This window comes from uncultured Capnocytophaga sp., assembly GCF_937936315.1.
GTDB lineage: Bacteria > Bacteroidota > Bacteroidia > Flavobacteriales > Flavobacteriaceae > Capnocytophaga.
The window spans coordinates 1-19,419 of sequence record NZ_CALGWU010000054.1 but is presented as its reverse complement, the minus strand read 5'-3'; the positions used below and the strand labels follow the sequence as shown (position 1 = coordinate 19,419).

General features: G+C 38.0%; 25 protein-coding genes. 20 read left to right on the top strand and 5 right to left on the bottom strand.

Annotated elements, in window-relative coordinates; all coding sequences use genetic code 11:
• Nucleotides 1-83 precede the first annotated feature (83 nt).
• From Q0162_RS09670 to rfbB, 9 genes are all read left to right on the top strand, one after another.
• On the top strand, nucleotides 84-452 hold the full coding sequence (locus Q0162_RS09670; protein ID WP_297891109.1) for a hypothetical protein: 369 nt from the start codon (nucleotides 84-86) through the stop codon (nucleotides 450-452).
• Between the two features lie 169 nt (nucleotides 453-621).
• A complete protein-coding gene (locus Q0162_RS09665) occupies nucleotides 622-1,059 on the top strand; it encodes a DUF5958 family protein (protein ID WP_095899132.1) in 438 nt (145 codons plus the stop codon).
• A gap of 7 nt (nucleotides 1,060-1,066) precedes the next feature.
• Nucleotides 1,067-1,318 (top strand): hypothetical protein, encoded by a 252-nt coding sequence (locus tag Q0162_RS09660; RefSeq protein ID WP_095899133.1) that lies wholly within the window; start codon nucleotides 1,067-1,069, stop codon nucleotides 1,316-1,318.
• A 162-nt stretch (nucleotides 1,319-1,480) separates the two neighbouring features.
• Nucleotides 1,481-1,936, top strand: coding sequence for a hypothetical protein (locus Q0162_RS09655; RefSeq protein WP_095899134.1), 456 nt, complete (start codon nucleotides 1,481-1,483; stop codon nucleotides 1,934-1,936).
• Between the two features lie 121 nt (nucleotides 1,937-2,057).
• On the top strand, nucleotides 2,058-2,744 hold the full coding sequence (locus tag Q0162_RS09650; protein WP_095899135.1) for a hypothetical protein: 687 nt from the start codon (nucleotides 2,058-2,060) through the stop codon (nucleotides 2,742-2,744).
• 49 nt (nucleotides 2,745-2,793) lie between these two features.
• Entirely contained in the window at nucleotides 2,794-3,162 is a 369-nt protein-coding gene (imm40, locus tag Q0162_RS09645) for an Imm40 family immunity protein (protein ID WP_095899136.1), read from the top strand.
• A gap of 265 nt (nucleotides 3,163-3,427) precedes the next feature.
• Nucleotides 3,428-3,832 (top strand): hypothetical protein, encoded by a 405-nt coding sequence (locus tag Q0162_RS09640; RefSeq protein WP_297891108.1) that lies wholly within the window; start codon nucleotides 3,428-3,430, stop codon nucleotides 3,830-3,832.
• A 148-nt stretch (nucleotides 3,833-3,980) separates the two neighbouring features.
• Nucleotides 3,981-6,245 carry a GH92 family glycosyl hydrolase gene (locus Q0162_RS09635; RefSeq protein ID WP_297891107.1) on the top strand — a complete coding sequence of 755 codons (2,265 nt, stop codon included), beginning with the start codon at nucleotides 3,981-3,983 and terminating at the stop codon, nucleotides 6,243-6,245.
• Nucleotides 6,242-7,234: a dTDP-glucose 4,6-dehydratase gene (gene rfbB, locus Q0162_RS09630; protein ID WP_002677492.1), complete on the top strand. Its 993-nt coding sequence runs from the start codon at nucleotides 6,242-6,244 to the stop codon at nucleotides 7,232-7,234. Before Q0162_RS09635 ends, rfbB begins: the two co-directional genes overlap by 4 nt.
• Before the next feature lie 85 nt (nucleotides 7,235-7,319).
• Here the strand turns inward: rfbB and Q0162_RS09625 are convergent, their stop codons facing one another.
• From Q0162_RS09625 to Q0162_RS09605, 5 genes are read right to left on the bottom strand one after another with little or no spacing between them, the layout of a single operon-like run.
• The gene (locus tag Q0162_RS09625) at nucleotides 7,320-8,021 is read right to left on the bottom strand and encodes a cell division protein FtsQ (RefSeq protein ID WP_297891106.1); all 702 of its coding nucleotides are present in this window, start codon (nucleotides 8,019-8,021) and stop codon (nucleotides 7,320-7,322) included.
• A 31-nt stretch (nucleotides 8,022-8,052) separates the two neighbouring features.
• The gene (era, locus tag Q0162_RS09620) at nucleotides 8,053-8,934 is read right to left on the bottom strand and encodes a GTPase Era (protein ID WP_095902130.1); all 882 of its coding nucleotides are present in this window, start codon (nucleotides 8,932-8,934) and stop codon (nucleotides 8,053-8,055) included.
• Between the two features lie 10 nt (nucleotides 8,935-8,944).
• Nucleotides 8,945-9,565, bottom strand: a complete 621-nt coding sequence (locus Q0162_RS09615; protein ID WP_278637477.1) for a hypothetical protein — start codon at nucleotides 9,563-9,565, stop codon at nucleotides 8,945-8,947.
• 34 nt (nucleotides 9,566-9,599) lie between these two features.
• Nucleotides 9,600-10,430: a DUF6048 family protein gene (locus Q0162_RS09610; RefSeq protein WP_297891104.1), complete on the bottom strand. Its 831-nt coding sequence runs from the start codon at nucleotides 10,428-10,430 to the stop codon at nucleotides 9,600-9,602.
• Nucleotides 10,396-10,878: a DUF6452 family protein gene (locus tag Q0162_RS09605; RefSeq protein WP_297891103.1), complete on the bottom strand. Its 483-nt coding sequence runs from the start codon at nucleotides 10,876-10,878 to the stop codon at nucleotides 10,396-10,398. The genes Q0162_RS09610 and Q0162_RS09605 overlap by 35 nt, the downstream gene beginning before the upstream one ends.
• 112 nt (nucleotides 10,879-10,990) lie before the next feature.
• On the opposite strand from Q0162_RS09605, the gene Q0162_RS09600 reads away from it, so the two are divergent.
• From Q0162_RS09600 to Q0162_RS09550, 11 genes are all read left to right on the top strand, one after another.
• Nucleotides 10,991-12,043 carry an ankyrin repeat domain-containing protein gene (locus tag Q0162_RS09600; protein ID WP_297891102.1) on the top strand — a complete coding sequence of 351 codons (1,053 nt, stop codon included), beginning with the start codon at nucleotides 10,991-10,993 and terminating at the stop codon, nucleotides 12,041-12,043.
• A gap of 97 nt (nucleotides 12,044-12,140) precedes the next feature.
• Nucleotides 12,141-12,719 carry an SMI1/KNR4 family protein gene (locus tag Q0162_RS09595; protein ID WP_297891101.1) on the top strand — a complete coding sequence of 193 codons (579 nt, stop codon included), beginning with the start codon at nucleotides 12,141-12,143 and terminating at the stop codon, nucleotides 12,717-12,719.
• Between the two features lie 13 nt (nucleotides 12,720-12,732).
• Complete coding sequence (locus Q0162_RS09590; RefSeq protein ID WP_297891100.1) at nucleotides 12,733-13,344, top strand: SMI1/KNR4 family protein; 612 nt, start codon at nucleotides 12,733-12,735, stop codon at nucleotides 13,342-13,344.
• 27 nt (nucleotides 13,345-13,371) lie between these two features.
• The gene (locus Q0162_RS09585; RefSeq protein WP_297891099.1) at nucleotides 13,372-14,082 is read left to right on the top strand and encodes a DUF4272 domain-containing protein; all 711 of its coding nucleotides are present in this window, start codon (nucleotides 13,372-13,374) and stop codon (nucleotides 14,080-14,082) included.
• A 70-nt stretch (nucleotides 14,083-14,152) separates the two neighbouring features.
• Nucleotides 14,153-14,830 (top strand): hypothetical protein, encoded by a 678-nt coding sequence (locus tag Q0162_RS09580; RefSeq protein WP_297891098.1) that lies wholly within the window; start codon nucleotides 14,153-14,155, stop codon nucleotides 14,828-14,830.
• A 12-nt stretch (nucleotides 14,831-14,842) separates the two neighbouring features.
• The gene (locus Q0162_RS09575) at nucleotides 14,843-15,460 is read left to right on the top strand and encodes a hypothetical protein (RefSeq protein ID WP_297891097.1); all 618 of its coding nucleotides are present in this window, start codon (nucleotides 14,843-14,845) and stop codon (nucleotides 15,458-15,460) included.
• Between the two features lie 10 nt (nucleotides 15,461-15,470).
• Nucleotides 15,471-16,820: an SMI1/KNR4 family protein gene (locus Q0162_RS09570; RefSeq protein WP_367272172.1), complete on the top strand. Its 1,350-nt coding sequence runs from the start codon at nucleotides 15,471-15,473 to the stop codon at nucleotides 16,818-16,820.
• A gap of 4 nt (nucleotides 16,821-16,824) precedes the next feature.
• Nucleotides 16,825-17,022, top strand: coding sequence for a hypothetical protein (locus Q0162_RS09565; protein ID WP_297891095.1), 198 nt, complete (start codon nucleotides 16,825-16,827; stop codon nucleotides 17,020-17,022).
• Between the two features lie 217 nt (nucleotides 17,023-17,239).
• Nucleotides 17,240-18,145 (top strand): hypothetical protein, encoded by a 906-nt coding sequence (locus tag Q0162_RS09560; RefSeq protein WP_297891094.1) that lies wholly within the window; start codon nucleotides 17,240-17,242, stop codon nucleotides 18,143-18,145.
• Between the two features lie 15 nt (nucleotides 18,146-18,160).
• Nucleotides 18,161-18,628 (top strand): immunity protein, encoded by a 468-nt coding sequence (locus Q0162_RS09555; RefSeq protein ID WP_297891093.1) that lies wholly within the window; start codon nucleotides 18,161-18,163, stop codon nucleotides 18,626-18,628.
• A gap of 12 nt (nucleotides 18,629-18,640) precedes the next feature.
• On the top strand, nucleotides 18,641-19,419 hold a 779-nt coding region (locus Q0162_RS09550), incomplete at its 3' end, for a hypothetical protein (protein WP_297891092.1).

The following is a 19,419-nucleotide window of genomic DNA, read 5'->3' as shown; positions in this document are numbered from 1 at the left end:
TATAAAAAGATGAAACATATTATGATTATAGTTCTATCTCTTATAAAAGATAGGATGATTCCTATAAACAAATAATCAAAGTAATGGAAAAGATATATCAATTAAGAAACATATTAGAAAAAGCTTTTAAAACAGAAGGGCAAGAACGATTTGATAATATCAATTTTTTTCTAAAAGAAGTCTGGGAAGATGAAGCTATCACAGATGAGAAAATAAATGATTTACTAACGGATATTGCTTATGACTTAGAATTTTATGAGCCTTCTAATGGGAATTGGAGTATAGATACTTCTATTTACTATGATGGAGAAAAAATGGATAGAATGTTAGATGAAGCAATAAAAAATATAGACACTTTGTTAGTAAATTTAGGTTATAATGACAACTTCAAACACAAAATAGTGGAAAGAATGTCGATTAATAAACTTGCTAAAAAAGGCTCTAATAACTGAAGAGTGAGAAAGAATAGAAGCAGTAAAAACTTTTTAAGATATAGCTTGGAATGAAACAATCTGTAATGAGGCTATTATTGATCTCTTAACAGAAATTGCTTATAACTTAGAAATTTATGAACCAAATGAAGATTGATACTAATAAACCTTATATAACAATATATCCACGATGAAATTTGAAATAGAAATATTAATTAATAAATACGGACAAGGATTAATACCTTTGACTGTTTTGCAAGAAAAATTTGAAGCTTATTCATTGTGTCAAAAAAGAAGTTTTTTACAAGAAATGAGCTTTTTAATTATTCAATCAAAACCTAAAGAAGAAGATGTAGATTTAGCTATTAAGAAAGAAAAGCTAAAAAGTGGTTACACACCTTGTGTATTATTAAAAAAAGGAATAAGTTCTTATAATTTAGAAAGAGTGATTAATCTTCCTGAAAATGAAATGGGGAAAATTTTTATATTATTTATGGGTATATTTAAAATAGCTTATATTAGAAGATTTAAAGAAGAAATGAATAACATAAATAAATGGTGGTATTGGGATTTGTCTGATAATAGCAATGTAGAGAGAATACTAGAAGGTTGTCATAATTCAAATTAAAATATTTATGAAAAATATTTTTGAGTACATAAATGATATTTTATCAAACTGGGATCCTCTTGATGTAGGAGAGGATTTGGCACAAGATGAATATCAAAAGTATATTCCCTCTATAGTAAAAAGATTAAACAACAAGAGAGAATTAGCACTTTACTTGGAATGTATTTTAACAAAAGAATTGAATACAGGCTACAACAAAGATAATGATAAACACAGAAAGGATCTTGATAGAATTATACACGAAATGTTGAGTTTTTAAAATGCACTTTCAACTTATTAAAGACGATTTTTACAATAATATATTAGGGAAGATTGAATATTACTTCCCTTCATTCCATTCTATTTTTCACAAAGAGGACGGAATATATCCTATTTTAGGAGAGTTAGGTTCTTTATATAATCTTGAATTTAATTTAAAGAAATGAGATATTCAAGAGAAATTGTAAATCAAATAAAGATAATAGACGAAGTGCTCTATTCTCTGAACTTACCTTCAATTTTGAAGAATGAATATTTTGTAACAGACGCTATAAGCTGTGAAAATTATTTAAAGTTACATTATAATAAACCTAATAACATTTTCTTTTCAATAATATTAAATTCCTTTGGAGTACAAATAGATATTGATGAAGCAAAAGAAATATTAGATTTATCACTTTCCTCTCCAAAAGAAGAAAAATACTTTAAAGAATTTGTAAAAATTCTTTTTACATCTTTTATTAGAATAAAAAAATACGGTAAATATTATATTAAGATTAGTTTTTTCAATCAGAAAAGAGAATGTGTTAAAACGATTAGATACATTGAAATTAATTCTTTTTCTTTAAATTTTAAAGCTACTTTAAAAGGATATCCTCCTTTGTATTTATCTTGGTAAGATAAGATTATAATAAAAGTTCTAGTTTAAAAATTCGTACGTTTACCTTGAAAAGGACAATTTCAAAAGTATCAAAGAAATTATAAAGGTTATAAAGTTTTTAAAATCAAACCATAGTAGTATGAAAATAGACAGAGAACTCAAGCAAGAAATTAACAAAGAATGGCAAAGTGCTTTCCCCCAGTTAGGGAGCTATACTCAAAATAAATTTTTTAAAGTTTTAGGGACTCTTATTGTTGGTATAGAATTGATAAAGGTTCCTTTTATGGAACAATATAGACCTCATTTTGTTATCTATACTCTGTTTGATAAAGATTTAGGCACAAACCTCTCTGAAGAAATATTATTACAAGAGTTTTATAATAAGAAAGGGTTTCAGTGTGATATACCTTATTTAAAACACAATGAGTATTTTAAAGAAGTGGTAAGTTGTATTGATAAACAACTTCCAATTTCTTTAGAAGTAGACATACAAATTGATAAAATAAATGTTCTTTTAGAAAGTTATATTAGAAAAGCCCCTTTTAATGGAGGAGCTACTAACTCTTTCAGTTATGCAAAATATCAAGAAATTAAAATGAAGATAGCCTTGTATCTGAATAAAGAAAGAGCTCAACAAGTATTTAGAGATATTTATAATGTAAAATGGGATAATAAATCTTTTGAAGAATCTAATGGTTCTATAAATAGTTGGTTAGTCTCTTTGCAAGAAGTGATAGATAATAGGGATACTTTTCTAAGACAAATTGAAATTAACAAACAAAGTAAAAAGATTTTAAAATTACCTTATTCAGAGATTGTTTTATAGCTGTAAAATATTCGTAAAAGTTAGGTAATGTGATAACAATAGTTTTCTTATGAATTTAACAGATAAATTAATAGCACTACTAAAAAAAGGAGCTCCTGTATATGGAACAATACAAAAATCTTTTTCAAAGAATGATGCCTTAGAGATTTTAGAAGAGTGTCTAAAGAGTAGAATTGCTATTTTAGGAGGAGATGTAGTCAATGTTAATAATAAAGGCTATTTTGAACATAATTATGACAATTGGAGTTGCGAAAGAAAAAAAAATGAGTCTGATGCTGATTATGCTTTGAGAAGTGCTAAAAGAGCTATTAAATACATTTTAGAATATAAAAAGGATAATGCTTATTTTATTCTTGTACTTGATGTAAAAGATGAAACTATTAAACAACATCTTTTTTTTAATGAGATGATTTTGTAACCTATCACCAACGAAGTAGGCGATACCCATTTAGAAAAATACCCTTTCCCTGCTATTTAAAGCCCCTGCTCAGATATATGTAAAAGACAAAGAACGCATTAGCTTTGAATATGATGCTTTTGAGAGCAGAGCCGCGATGTACTACGGCAATACAGACCTTAAAAAACAAAAACGCCGTTATGTTAAACATTATAAGATGGTACTATGGAAAACCTTCTGAATCCAATGAATATTTTTGGAATTATTTTTATGAAAATTATGGCAAATGATGGACGTGCTTTATTATTATATTTATCTTTTTTATGCAAAGGTTATGCCTGATGATTATCCACATTCAAACACTGTTTGGGCATTAGGTTTTATTTTCTCTTTGATAATCAATGGACTGATTGATATACCATTAGCATATTTTTTTAATTGTTATTTAAGTATAATTCAAAAAGTAATCATAATAATAATTGTGATGACTTTGTTTTACTTGAAATATGATAGAAGTGGTAAAGGAATAAGAATTGTAGAAAAGGAAAAACCTAAGTTTTTTGGTAGCAATACAGCTTCTATAATACTTACTATTCTATTTTTTTTGATAGGTATGCTCTTTTTATTTTTTAAAGCAGATGTAGTAAGGGAAATATTAGAGATGAATAAAGCTGCTACCTCACCTATGTAAGTGATAAAACTTTAGCATTTAACCTCAGTTCGATATAGCAAAAAGAGGGTAGATTTTTAAAAGCAAATACCGCAAAAAATCGTCATTCGTAACTCGTCATTCGTAATTATTTATTATCTTTGCCCCAATTAAATTAATTATTATTACAATGAAGTTAAAACATATCACCCTTTTAGCAGTGGCATCCTTAGTGCTTGCTGCCTGCAACAATCCCCAAAATCCTGTACAAAAAGAAGCACAAACCCCTCAAAAACCGTTGATTAGCTATGTAGACCCATTCATCGGTACGGGCGGACACGGACATACTTACCCTGGGGCAACTACGCCTTTCGGTATGATACAAGTTAGCCCCGTGAATGGTCTTAGTCACTGGGATTGGTGCTCTGGTTACCACTATTCCGATAGCCTTATGGTAGGTTTTGGACATTTGAGCCTTAGTGGTACGGGGATAGGCGACTTAAATGATATTTTGCTAATGCCTACTACTAAAGAATATGATCTTAGCGTACTGAAATACGGTCGCAAAGAGCAATATCCTGTGAATGCCCAAGAGTTCCGCGATATGGTGCCTTACAAATCAAAGTACAGCCATAAGAACGAAAAAGCAGAACCTGGCTATTACCAAGTGTATTTAGAAGACCCCAAAGTGAATGTAGAACTTACTGCAGCACAACGTTATGCTGTACATCGTTATACCTTTGAAAAAGGTGCAGAGCAATCAGTGATTCTGAACTTAGGATTTGCTATCAATTGGGATAGCCCTACCAAAACTTCTTTTAGCAAATCGGATAAGAAGTTAGACGCTAATAACAACGACAATATTATCACAGGGTATCGTTATAGCACAGGATGGGCTGAAAACCAAAAAGTGTTCTTCGCAATACAGTTTTCTAAACCTATAAAAAATATTACCTATCAAAAACACAAAGATGATGTTACCTCAGGGCAAATCTTCTTTGATAATACCGATGAGAAGTTAGAGGTAAAAGTAGCCGTTTCGTCAGTAAGTGAAGAAAATGCTTTAGATAACTTGGAGTTATACAACGCTCCTAATTTTGATAAAACCAAATCATTAGCACAACAACAATGGGAAAAGACCCTCAGCAGTATAGTAGTAGAAACTCCTGTTGATTCTCTCAAAACAATTTTCTATACTGCCCTCTATCACGCACAAGTAGCCCCTGTAACTTTCTCCGATAAGAATGGTCAATTCCGCTTGCAAAATGATGAGATTGCACAAGCCGAAGGTACTGCTTATTCTACTCTTTCATTGTGGGATACTTTCCGTGCCGAGCACCCATTGCTTACCCTTTTGCAACCCAAAGTAACTGCCGATATCATCAACTCAATGTTAGCTTACTACCAAGTGCACAAAGTGTTACCCGTTTGGACGCTATATGGTAACGAAACCAATACAATGACCGGCTATCACTCTGTTGCGGTGATTGCCGAAGCCTATCTAAAAGGTGTCCGTGGTTTTGATGCTGAAAAGGCTTACGAGGCAATGAAAACTACAATGATGCAAGATGATCGCGGACTAAAAGCCTACAAAAAATATGGTTACATTCCTTATAACGCAGGGGTAGACGAGTCGGTTACTATTACCCTTGAATACGCTTACGATGACTGGTGTGTGGCGCAAATGGCTAAAGCCTTAGGTAAAACTGAAGATGCTGATTTCTTTACCAAACGCTCTGAAGCCTATGCTCACTTATTAGATAAAGAAACGGGCTTTATGCGTGGTAAAAGTACCAATGGCAAATGGCGCACACCTTTTGACCCTAAACGCTCCGACCACCGCGAAAACACCGACTATACCGAAGGTAACGCTTGGCAACACAGCTGGTTTGTGCCTCACAACGTACAAGGACTTATCAACCTATTTGGAGGCAATGAACCTTTTGTAACACACTTAGAAAAACTCTTTACCGAAAGTTCTGAAATCACTGGTGATAACACCTCTCCTGATATTTCAGGACTCATAGGGCAATACGCGCACGGCAATGAGCCTAGCCACCATATTGCCTATATGTTCAACGTAGCAGGACAACCTAAGAAAACCCAATATTGGGTAGACCGCATCTTGCAAACTCAGTACAACACTACCCCTAACGGACTCAGTGGTAATGAGGATTGCGGACAGATGTCGGCTTGGTATCTCTGGAGCGCTATGGGCTTATACCCTATGAATCCAGCTTCTACTGAGTATCAATTCGGTCGCCCGCTATTTGATAAAGTAACCATACACTTGCCTAACGGAAAGACATTTACAATCATTGCTAAAAATGTCTCTAAAGACAATAAGTATATCCAATCTGTAAAACTCAACGGCAAGGAATACTCTCAATGGCATATTTCTCACCAAGACCTTTTAAAAGGCGGTGAATTAGTTTTTGAAATGACAAACAAATGAAAAGAAACATCTTAATCACAGGAGGAGCTGGTTTTATAGGCTCTCACGTCGTAAGGTTATTTGTAAACAAATACCCTAACTATCACATTTTTAACTTAGACAAACTTACTTATGCTGGTAACTTAGAAAACGTTGCCGATGTAGCCAATGCCCCTAACTACACCTTTATACAAGCGGATATTTGCGACTACGAGCGTATGAAAGCCCTCATCGCTGAACATCACATCGATGGAATCATTCACCTCGCTGCCGAAAGTCACGTGGATAGAAGTATTGAAGACCCTTTTATCTTCGCGAAAACGAACGTGATGGGTACTTTGAGCCTCTTGCAAGCAGCTCGTGAAGCGTGGAAAGATAATATGCAGGGCAAACGCTTTTATCACGTTTCTACCGATGAGGTATATGGAGCTTTAGAAATGGATAATACCCTCTTTACAGAGCAAACTCCTTACGACCCTCAATCACCTTATTCGGCTTCTAAAGCCTCATCCGACCATTTTGTGAGAGCTTATCACAACACTTACAAATTGCCTGTAGTGATTTCAAACTGCTCTAACAACTATGGTTCTCACCAATACCCTGAAAAATTGATACCAGTGTGCATCTACAATATTGTGGATAATAAACCACTACCAATCTATGGCAAAGGTGAGAATATCCGCGATTGGCTTTTTGTGGAAGATCACGCTCGCGCTATTGATACCATTTTCCATCAAGGAAAAGATGGTGATACCTACAATATTGGAGGCTTTAATGAATGGCGTAATATCGATTTGGTGAAGGTAATCATCAAAGAAGTAGATAAGCAATTAGGTCGCCCCGAAGGTACTTCCGAAAAACTCATCACTTTCGTAACCGACCGTGCTGGTCACGACCTCCGTTACGCTATTGATGCTACTAAATTGAAAAATGAACTCGGTTGGGAACCTTCCTTGCAGTTTGAAGAAGGTATCCAAAAAACCGTAAAATGGTACCTTTCTAATAGATAAAAGGTAAGAACTAAAAGATAAAAAACAGAGGCTACTCATTAGTAACCTCTGTTTTTTTATTCGTAATTCGTAATTCGTCATTTGTTTATCGTCTACACACCACTTGGTTCATATATTTTAGATTTACGACGCTGTATTCGTTCAGTTTGTTAGTTTTTTCTAATTGTTTATAGAAGGCTTTGAGATTAGCTTTCTTGAGCGTTTCGTCTTCAAACTTGCCAAAAACAACTTTAAAAGTAGGTACACGCATCAAAAAATCGTATTCGCCATTAGGTTTTACTAATACTTCGGTGATGTTCTCAGCCATCCATTGGTCGTTTTGTATAAACTGCATCAGTGCGTAAGAGGATTTCCAATACTGTTCGGTATTACCTCTGAGGATAGGCACTCGTGCCGAGTAAGAACTTGAGAGTGGCATCTTCTTTCCTTGGGTATCCATATAGTACACTCCCGCTCCGTCGTACACACGAGCGATAGGTTCTCGCTGTTTAATTTTGGCATTTAGGGTACCATCAATAGTGCAAAACACTTCCGATTTCTCAATCATCACATTGTTGTCTAAGAGCTTTTCAATTTCATTTAGCCGAAGAAGTCCCATAGGGTGTTGTGCTTGAGGATCTTTGAAGATAGTGCGGCGTATAGCCTCATCAGTAACGTACATATTCTCATCCTGATGGTCTACCACCACCTCTTTCACTACACGCATCTTGTTACGCCCCGATGCAAATATTTGTATGCAAAAGGGCAAAAAGATGATTACAAGTATTTTTAGTATCTTTTTTATCATAACATAATCGACAGATTAACAAATCGGCAAATCAATTAGTATCGTAGCCAAAACGCCTTAATTGTCGCGCATTGCTACGCCAGTCTTTATTTACTTTTACAAAAAGTTCTAAGTGTATTTGTTTGCCAAAAAACTTCTCTAAATCAGTGCGAGCTTCCACACCTACCCGTTTTAAAGCTTCTCCTTTATGACCTATGATGATGCCCTTTTGGCTTTCACGCTCTACCATTATCACCGACCGAATGTGAATAATCGTCTCGCTATCGGCAAAACTTTCAGTCTCTACTTCTACCGAATAGGGGATTTCCTTTTTGTAGTGCAATAGAATTTTCTCGCGTATAATCTCATTTACGAAAAAACGCTCTGGTTTATCGGTGAGTTGGTCTTTAGGGAAGAAAGCAGGCGACTCCGGCAAAAGTTCTATAATGCGGTTAAACACCACTTCGGTTTGAAAGTTGCGCAAAGCCGAAATAGGAAAAATTTCGGCACGAGGCACTTTTTCTTTCCAGTAGGCTACTTGTTCTTCTAATGTACTTTGGTCGGAGGTATCCACTTTGTTGATGAGCAACAATACAGGCACTTCCAGTTTATTGATGCGATTAAAAAAAACTTCATCTTTCAGCTCTTTTTCGCCTATTTCTACCATATAGATGAGAATGTCAGCATCTTCAAAAGCACTTTTCACAAAGTCCATCATCGAGGCTTGTAAGGCGTATGAAGGTTTAATAATCCCAGGAGTGTCCGAAAAAACCACCTGAAAATCATCACCACTTACGATACCAAAAATACGGTGTCGTGTAGTTTGTGCTTTAGAGGTGATAATAGAAAGTTTTTCGCCTACAAAGGCGTTCATAAGGGTAGATTTCCCTACATTAGGGTTCCCTATAATATTTACAAATCCAGCTTTATGCATCTGTTAATTGTCAATTGTTAATTGATTGTATCATTCCTTTCCCCCAATGCGGGTGATTAGGCGTTTTAGGAGTGAAATGATTAAATTTTTCTAAGGCTATTTTAACTATAGGTGCTGCTTTTTCCTTGCCACCGCCTAATATTTTAGGTTTGTAATAAATGCCGATGGCACGAATCACATAAGGACGTGGGTTTTCGGTATTTGCCTTGATAGCTTTTTCAATGTATGCTTTACATATTTTTCCGTATTTAGCCCCGCGAAACATCGGGTTTACTTTCACTTTAGCACTGTTTAGATAGGCGTATAAGGCATTGATTTCCGATACATCGGCATCAGGTTGTTTTTCAGCTATCTTCAAATATTTCTCTGCCTGATTGCAATAACTATCAATCATATCTCCCTGCGACATATCAGCGAGGCGTATGTTCACATAAGCCGCATAATAATTCACGAGCCAATGCGAAGCCGCTGAGGTAGCAAGGGTCTCAAAATCTTTAGCTAAAGTCTGTAATTCTTTAGTAGTATAGCTTTTGTCAAGGAGTTTTACTTTTTCAGTAAGTATAGCCTCCACATCCTGCCCCCAAACCACAGAACAAACTAATAGCAGAAAAAAAGTAATATATCTACTCATTCGTAATTCGTCATTCGTCATTCGTAATTTGTCATTATCTCCTTCCTTTCGGTTTTTTAGCAGGTGCCGATGGGGTAGGAGAGGAGGTAGTTTGTGGGGTATCTGCCTCTTCTTTCTTTTTCTCCTTTTTGTAAAGAGGAATCAGGTAGCTGAGTGTGTAGTTGAACCCTACGCCAAATCGGCTTCCTTCGTGTACCCTGCCAAAAGCAGGAATATAATAGTTAGGGAAACCACTGTTGTCCGTTTGTGCTACCAATAGCCCTACGCGCACACTTGCCCCTGCATAGAGGTTGTGCAAGAGTTCCGCTTTGATACCTACAACTAATTCCAACCAATGCGCGGTACGGCCATCGTATTTCTTCAAAAAAGAAGGATCGGAGCCTATGATATTTTCAGTCCAATATTGGTTGTCCTTGTGGATTGTATAGGAAGTGAGGTCTTGTGAGAAGAGCGAAATACCATAGCGAGCCCCTGCGTAAATCATATTTTCCATACCGTACCAATTGCCATAGGTATTATAATCAAAACCCGCACGCAAAAACTGACCTTGGGTAGTATAAGCATAAAAATCCTCGTTTTTACTTCTCTTTTCGTGACCTAATTCTGCTGCAAAATAGTAGTTGGTTGTCAAGCGGTAATCGCCTACCAACTCAAGTCCGTAGTAATCTTTATCAAAAAAAGGACGTACCAACTTACTCAAGTCGGCACCCACGCGCAAGCCATACCGTTGTTTGTACACGGGGGCTTCTTGTTTTTCGGGTAAGGCGATGGTAGTTTGTGAAGTCGTACGGGTAGCTGTTTGTGCTTTTAATCCTGCAACCCACAACATACTAATGATACAAATGTATATGAGCTCTTTTTTCATTATCTACGGTAGTGTTCTTGATGTTCAGACCTTTCAGCCAAGAGTTGCTTGCATCTTGAATAGTAGCCGAAAGAGTGTTGTAAGTGATTTTTACCCCGCAAGCCTTGCTTACGAATGTTTGTTCGGGAGTATAAGTGAGTGTAAGAGTTGCTGTGCTGGTAGTTGTACCCGAAACCACTGTTTGAAACAGATAAGTGGTAGGAGATTCCAAGCGCAAAGGCAAGGCAAGTGAATCTAAAGTAGTGTTGCTCACCAAAGGAGTGGTGTTACCCTCACCATAGACAGTAAGATTTGCGACACTAAAAGGAACGCGAGTGTTGTTTTGGTTGTAGAAACGCACCACCAAGCGAGGTGTATTCACAGTGTGGTCACAAAGATCATCCGACTCACAGCTTATCAATGCTGAAAGTGAGAGAATTAAAAAGGATATGAAGATAGTTTTTTTCATTAGAAAATATAAAGTTGGCGCAAAGATACAAAACAATTGATAATTAACAATTGCTTATAAACAATTATTTACTATCTTTGTCCTTTCAACTATTCAGTTTTAACTAATACAGATGGCAAAGAAAAAGAAAACCCTCCCTGCTAATTTCTACGAACTTTTAGAAGCTAAAGATTTAGAAGCGCTTAAAGCCGTTTTCAACGAATGCGAGTTAAATGCTTACGACCGTCATTCATTCAAGAAACCCACCCTATCGTTTTACGATGTTCCCTTAGAGTTAATGGATTGGCTCATTGCCCAAGGAGCTGATATTAATGTAAAAGATGAATACGAGCGCACTCCGCTGCACTATCACGCTCAGGTGAATAATGTAGAAAGAGTAGCACTGCTATTGGAAAAAGGTGCCGACATAGAGGCGCAAGATAAATATAAAAATACTCCTTTGCACTTTGCTGAGTATAATGCCGAAGTAGCCCAGTTATTCATTCAAAAAGGTGCTGATATAAAAGCAAAAGACAATATGGGGTATAATGTAATGGAGCGTATACTTGCCAGATTAAGCAATGGTTATCTTGTAAAAGCTGCCAAAGCCGCTGAGGTATACCTCAAAGCAGGATTGAAGCCTACCAAATTTGCCAAAGAACAAGTTACTCGTGTAGGCGAGGATTTTGAGTTTCACCGCAACAATTTCAACCCAGAGTATTTGGAGGAAACCGATGCTGCCCTCCAAGAACTATACAAACTCTTTGATGTACCTCCTGTACCTCGCCGTATACAACACGATGGCAAATCGCCTATTGTACTTACTGGCTATACATGGCAAGAGCGTTACGAGCAGGCGTGGACACTTTTGGTGCCCAGCAATGGCAGTGCTGCTACAGTGCAAGGCGAGGTAGTGCGTATAGCAGGCAGAATAAACCTTGAGCTTTTGCGCAATGCTATGGGCAACTGGGATAAGGAATACCGCAAGATGCTCACCGCCATTAGCGGTTATCTGCAACAAGGTAATCCCCTCTCGGAGAGTGAACTCGCCGAAGTATCCGATATTCAAAAACATATTTTGGAAGACGACGGCACTGGCACTAAACGCCTATGCGAATTAGCGACCGCTTGGGTCGTACAGAATCCTCAGCCTATTGCCTTAGGCAAAGTGAATTATAAGTATTAGGTATCAGGGGTCAGGTGTCAGGGGATAGCCATCCGATTTGTCTGCACCGTCTGCCCCGTCTGATGTCTATTATTAACAATATCATACAAACTTATAAATGAATAACAATACACCATCTCTTTGGCAAAAAATACAACAATCATTACTTGCTATTGCGCCTTCAATAGGCAAAAGTTTTCAGAAACCTGCTGAGGAGGCTCAAATTAAAGCGTTAGAAGATGTTATAGCGCAACCTCTCCCTGAGAGTTTTAAAGAGTATTTGCGTACTTTCAACGGACAAGAACAAAGTGATAGCCCCCATTATTTTATGGGGTATAACTTATTGCTTCCCATAGATGAAATTATTGAAACCTACCAAATGCAGGTGGAGGACTTTGAAGGGGAATCTATTGCTGATGACATCAATCCTAATAAAATTCAACCTGTATTATGGGATAAAGGTTGGGTTCCGTTTACAGATTTTGAGGCGACAACGCGTATTTGCATAGATCTCAACCCTGCTACCAATGGGGTAAAAGGGCAAGTGATTATGCTATACCCTGGGATTGATTACCAAAGTGATAAGGTGGTATTAGCCAATTCTTTTGAAGAGTTTACTCAGAAAATATGGGATATATTAGACTCAAAAGATTATTCCTTTGAAGAGGGGATTATAGAACAAGATTTTTTAATTTAAAAAACACCACATAATGACCTTAGTAGAACAATACCTTGAAGGCTTGAAACAAGCCTATATCGATAACGGTGGAGAAGAAGCGTGGCAAAACCTTATGGCTACAGCCCACGGCGCTACCGAAGCCGATTTGCAAGTCCTCCGCAATCGTTACCCACAAGTGCCAGAGAGTTTGCTGGACTTACTCCGTCATATTGACGGCACTTATTGGCGTGAATATGAAAAAGGCACAGTGAGCGACCTTATTTTAGGAGCAGATGAAGCTATGGGAGATTATCCTTATTACCTGCTTTCGGCTCACCAGATTGTAGAAACTCAAAATGAAGCCTTTGATTTTTATGCTGATTATATCAATCGAGAGTATGAAGAGGTAGAGATAGACAATCGCATTACGAGTGATGCTTCTCAACTTAATTGGTTGCATTTTTCCGATTGTATGAACAATGGCGGTACCTCTCAGCTTTTTATAGATTTTTCGCCTTCTGCTACGGGAAAAGTAGGGCAGGTAGTTCGTTTTGTACACGACCCTGATGCTATGGATGTGATTGCCGACAGCTTTGATGATTATCTCAAAATGCTTATGGATAACGAATATTGCTTTATAGATGAAATGCATTTTGAGGAATAAAATGAAAAACTTTAATATCTAAATCTTATGAATAATCAAATAATTACTGCACAAGAGCGCAAAAACAGAAGTATTGAGATACTACAAGCACAAAATGTACCTTTCATAGAGCATTTGCCTTTGCGCTATGAAACTGAGGAAGTAATCCCTCGTGATAAAAAGGAAGTCATCGAGAGACTTGCCTGCTCTTTTACTTCTATAATGTGCGCCTTATCCATTGGCAAAAATGAATATACTGAGGAGGATAGAGAGTATATGACACAAGATTTTCTTTCAGCCAGATACGGCGCCCTTGACCTGCTTACTCCCAAGGAACAAAAAATAATATCAGGTAATAATGTAAGCGAGGCAGAAGCGATAAATGCCGCTTGGAAATACGAGTCGATTTGGGCGCTGCTATGGGCTTTGGGTGTGGTGGAAGAATTGTCTTTCCCAAATCAGATTTGTGATTGTGATTTGGTGATGGGTACTATGGAACGCTTCAAAAATCTTGATGACTTTATGGCAAATACCACTCTGCGCCCTGTGGAAGAAATCCTGCAAGCCTTGGATTTGCACTATCGTTACCACTGGGCAGCAGTCAATGCCCGTGTGAATGGCTCAGACCCAGCAGGGATAGATGAAGGTATCGTGATGGAGCGCCGTGCAGGTTTGGAATGGCTCTGCTGCAAAGGCGAGGAGAACGACAATCTTACAGATACCTATAACGCTTGGGATTACCCTGAACTAGATACTTAATAAGTTAGAGAATAGGAATTAGCACCTCGCTGGCGCGAGCTTATAGCTCGTGCCTTGTTAACAATTCAAAATGAAAATCATCTCTAAATTCAAAGATTACTACGACTATAAAGTCGCTGAGTATGGCATAGACGAAAACCTCGTCTATGACCGCCGTTTGCCACCAGAGGTAGGGATGAGCCTCCCTCAGAGAAGTTGCCTCACCTTTGACGACCCCACCGATGATGAGGCACTGCACTCAGCACTCTATGTGGACAATGCGCTTGTACACCTCTTTGCCACACGCTCTAAAATATACACTCATTGGGATTTTGCCGACCCTGAGGATTGGCATTACAACCTATTTGATTTGTGGTATGGCGATCGCTATGTGCTGATGAATGACGGGAAAGAAATTAGGATAACCTCCTACTTATCGGCTACTTGTGATACCCTGCTTGAACAGATAGAAGCCTCGCGCGAGCGGAATATTTTTCAGCTGGAAGACCGACCTCCTTGGTTAGTGTTAAAAAGTCCGTTGTTGCTCATTTATAACAAAGACCACAGAGGAGATAATAGAGCAACCCATTATGTAAATTTGCAGGAACTCGGCATCTATATCGACCCCGATTTTGTATGGCAGCACATTGTGCAATACCTTTCCGACCTGAAAACCCAAGCCGAGCAATCGCCCGAACTGTCCAACGACTTGAAAATAGACAGTAAAGGCTTTGACAAAAAGCGCTCTTTCCGCCCCAAAATGAAGTAATTTGTAAATTGAATGAATTATCTAAAAGAAATACAAATCCTCAAAACTGAGCTTGCTCTTTCCTTGCAGAAAGCCAAAACCCTATTAGAGCAAACTGCAGGTGATATCCCCGCCGCTATAACCCTCTATCACCAAGAAAATATAGCTACTATAATGGCAGAAACCGAGTGCGAGCATTGGGAAGCCAAAAGTGTATACGAGCGTTTTAATTATAATGTCGAAAAGGCTGTAAAACACATTTTTAGCACTTCACTAACTATAAGTGTTGAAGATAAAAGAGACACTAGCGAAAGAGGTATGGGCTACCTCGTCAGTGCCTTAGATGCCAATTTGAACAATCTGCCCAAGCGCTCTACCTTCATCCCAATAAAAGATTTCGATGAATACCTCTCTAGCGATTTCAAAGCAGTATTCCCCCTATACCAACCTCAATGGAATAAAATAGAACCCCATTTCAATTGTACGACCAGCAATGTCTTTGACTCTACCACGTGCCGAAAAATCATTGCACAACTGCGCCAACGTACATTTACCGATGAAAAAGTAAAGATTTTTATACAGAAAGTCATTGCAGATGTAGAAGAAAAACTCCCCACCTGCGCCTATATAGAGGTCTATGGGAATATATAAAAATAAACCAATGAAAGAACAACTCCACCGCATTCAGCAAAAGCTCTCCCAAGCCAAAGCCGCTGATAAAAACTTAGAAGTATTTGGTGCCGATGCTCACCAGTACCACCTCAACCCACCCGTAAGTGAGGCGGAAGTCCTTGCTTTTGAGAAGAAATATGGCGTACAACTCCCCGAATGCTATCGTGCCTTTATGCTTACTATTGGCGATGCCAAAGCTAAAAAATCAGACTTTATAGCAGGACCTTATTTCGGTTTGTACGCCTTTGGAACTTCTGTAGATAGCCTACTCTACGAAAAAATAGAAACTTACCTCAAAGCGCCTTGCAACCTTTCTCCTGATATGACTCAAGAAGAATGGGAAACACTCTCCGATCCACTATTGTTCTCTGAGGAAGAGGAAGAAGAAGACGATGATAAGTATTTTGCCGAACGAGCAAAAGTATTTGGCGGACTCTTGCCTCTTGGAAGTCAGGGCTGTACCTATGAACACGCCTTGGTGCTCAATGGCAAATATGCCGGTCGCGTAGTAAATGTAGATTTAGACCTCGCGCAACCCAAATTTGCTTTCGAAGCCAACTTCTTAGATTGGTACGAACGCTACCTCGATGAGGTCATTTCGGGGCAACTTATAGACGACCGCCCTACTTGGTTTGGCTACCATCGTGGCGAACCCGCTGAGGTGCTCCTCAATGAATATGAACACACTACCGACCGCAAAACCCAAACCGACTGCCTCGAGGGGGTATATCATAAAAAACCACCTTTAGAACCTGCACTATTAGACAAGATAGAAAAGCTCATTGCCTTAAACAACGACGATAGAGATTTCTTAATTGAAATTCTTAGCCAATCGTCTTATGAGCGAGCCAAACCTTACTTGCAAGATTTGGTAACCAAAGATCCTAAAAAGGTATTTCAGTTCGTATGGTGGTATGCAAAAGACCATTGCGCCGACTGGGTGTCTGTTGTAAAAGAGCTATTGCCTACCATTACTGATGAAAGAACCTTTGATTTTGCTACCTACCTCCTTACGGAAGGAGATGACAATTTCGAGGAAGTAATCCTGCCCTTCACCGATAATGAAAATCACCAAATACGTAGCACTGCCTACTATACACTCGGCGAAAGCGAGAAAAGAGAACAGTACCTCGATACCTTCATCAAAGGGCTACAAGAGACCGATACCGGTGTCCTTTGCACAGTTATGCAAGCCCTTTCTGGGGTGGAAGACAAGCGCTTATTACCCTATTACAAAGCTATCGCCAAACGTTTCCCTGAAGAGAAAGACTATGTCCTCTCTAACTTAGAATACCGCTTAGCTTCCTTTGGTCTCACCATTGAAGAAGCAAGAAAATAAGAAGATGGAACTAAAAAAGACCATAGAAAACCTTTGGATTACTAAACTCCTCGTTGAAGGACTTAACAAAGCCTTTGCCTATAACGAGTACTTGGGTTGCTTTTTGATGATAACTATTTTCTGTATTATCTATGTGCTAATATTCCCTATAATATTAGTGGCATTGCCAATTCTTGGGTTAGTGAATTTGTTTAGGAAATAAATAGTGAAGAATGAACCTAAATAGAATAATACATTCAAGGCTCTTAAATACCACTATTGATAAAGTAATCAAAATCAATGCCTACAACCCATTATTAGGTTTAGTTGTAATAACAATAGCTCTTTTTGTTTTCTTTATACTCGTAATCCTTTCAATAATAGTAGGATTACCTATACTTGGCTTAGTGAATTTGTTTAAAAAATTGATAAAATAAAATATGGAAATACAACATTTGTTGGGCAGACCTATCCATTCTCCCGAAATAAAAGAATTTTTTGCGCAATATCATTTACCACAAAACCCTAATCCTGAATATGATGCTTACGGCAACTTGTTTTGGGTACCAGTTAATAATGAAGAAAAGACCATTCGCTGCCTTTTTACTGGGTATGTGAGATATGCTCCCGCTTATGGAGAGCCTATTGGCAATTATAACAAGGAAAAAGACCAACTTATTTTGCATCAAATCACCATTGATTCTGAGAATGCACCCGATGGAAAAATTTCTGATATAAACCTGCCTTTTGGATTGAACATTGGCGATGATAAAACAACCATTGAACAGAAAATAGGCAAGAAGCTTACGCGTAAAGAAGTGAGTGATTATGGTTCTACTTATGATGTTTTATTTGAGGAATTTAGCTTGTTAGTGGCTCTGAATCCTAAGGAACAACTGGACAGGCTAATGTTATTCAAATTAGAACTCTATGAAAAGAAACGCATCCGCCTAAAAGCCCTCCTCAAATCACAAAACAAGAATATAGACCCCGATCGCATTCCCGAAATACAAGCCTTCCTTTCCGAAACACCTATCACTCAGTGGCGCAAGCGTATGGCTCAGGGTGATGATATGTTTTCAGAAGAAAGCATTACCGCTGTAGAAACAGCCCTTACGGAATATGTGCAAACACTTTGTGAAGCGGTGCAAAAGAAAAATGCGACTACCGTTTATAACTCTATGGGCAAATTGGTAAAAAAACTCAATAAAATTAATGACAAATACGGATTTATAGAAACAATGGAGCGTGAGGAACTTTGCGAGTGGCTCAATACACTCATTCGCAAAACAGGTTTAGAATTAGCCGATAATGTAGATATCACCGATGAATACCGCGAGTGGTAAAAAAATAAAGAAACAATGAAAAAATCATTAGAAAACCTTTTAGAAAAGCAAGGTATTGCCTTACTCAATACCCTCTCTAAAGAAGAGCGACGCGCTCGTACCGAAACTATCAAAGCGCGCTATCGCGAGGCAGGTTATGACGATTTGCCTCACGAACTCGTTACCTTCCTTACCATATTCGACGGCAAGGATATCAAGCGCCGCGACGGCTATATGGCTTTTATATACTCACAAAACCTCCCTACTCGCCAAGAGATGCTGTACTATGAATCCGACGCAGGGGTTACCGAGCTTATTCCCTTTGGTGATGTCAATGCTGATGAAGTTCTCTGTATCGATAGTGTAGGTAGTGTATGGGGCGTGCTTGACCTTACCTCTTGGGTGCCTCGTAAAACCTATCACTATTTCTATGGAGGCGACCTCTATACCGCCCTTGAAAATATCATCAAAGGCAAAGTAGAAGAAACAATCATACGACCTTAAAAACACAATACTATGGCAATAGACGGCGTAAAAATCATAGATAGCGATAGTGGCTACGACATTTACAACAACATCACCGAGCGTTATAAAGATGGTGAGGATATAGAAAAAATCAGACAAGATTGGCTCAATGAGGAAGCTAATTTCTGTATTGATGAATTGTATACTGAAATCTATTGGACGGCTTTTGCGTATTCCCTTTGGAAAATAGGCTATCCAAAAGATGAAGTGCGCACCAAAGCTTTGCAACTCATAGAACGAGGAGCAACACCGCTCTGGAATGAGATAGACAGCAAAGTCCAAAAACAACGACAGAAAGCACTTGATAAGCTCAAACTACAACTGCAAGAGGATAACCCCAAACCTCTTGTGAAACCTACCCTAAAGAAACCTAAAACACCTTATTTTGAAGTAGGAGATGTGTTGGCGGTAACCATTGGTGAACGTTATGGTATCTGCTTTGTCTCAGCTGTAGAGGTTACTCCCCGAAAAATAGAGTATCATCTTGCTCCTACTCGATATTTAGCCCCTACTTATCCTACAATGACCGACTTTTTGCAAAGCGAACTCGCCTGTGGGAAAAACAATCAAGATTTCGCCCTCAAAACCGATTGCTGGTTCAACCATAAAGATTTAGGAGTGATACTGCCTTCCCTTAAAAAAATAGGGATAATACAGTTCAAACCTTATAGTTTATGGACACTCTCACCCGCTCATAGCATAGAGGATATCTATGAAAAAATCATAGAAGACAAAAAATATTTTGGAGGGAAACTCAAGAAAGTAGAGGA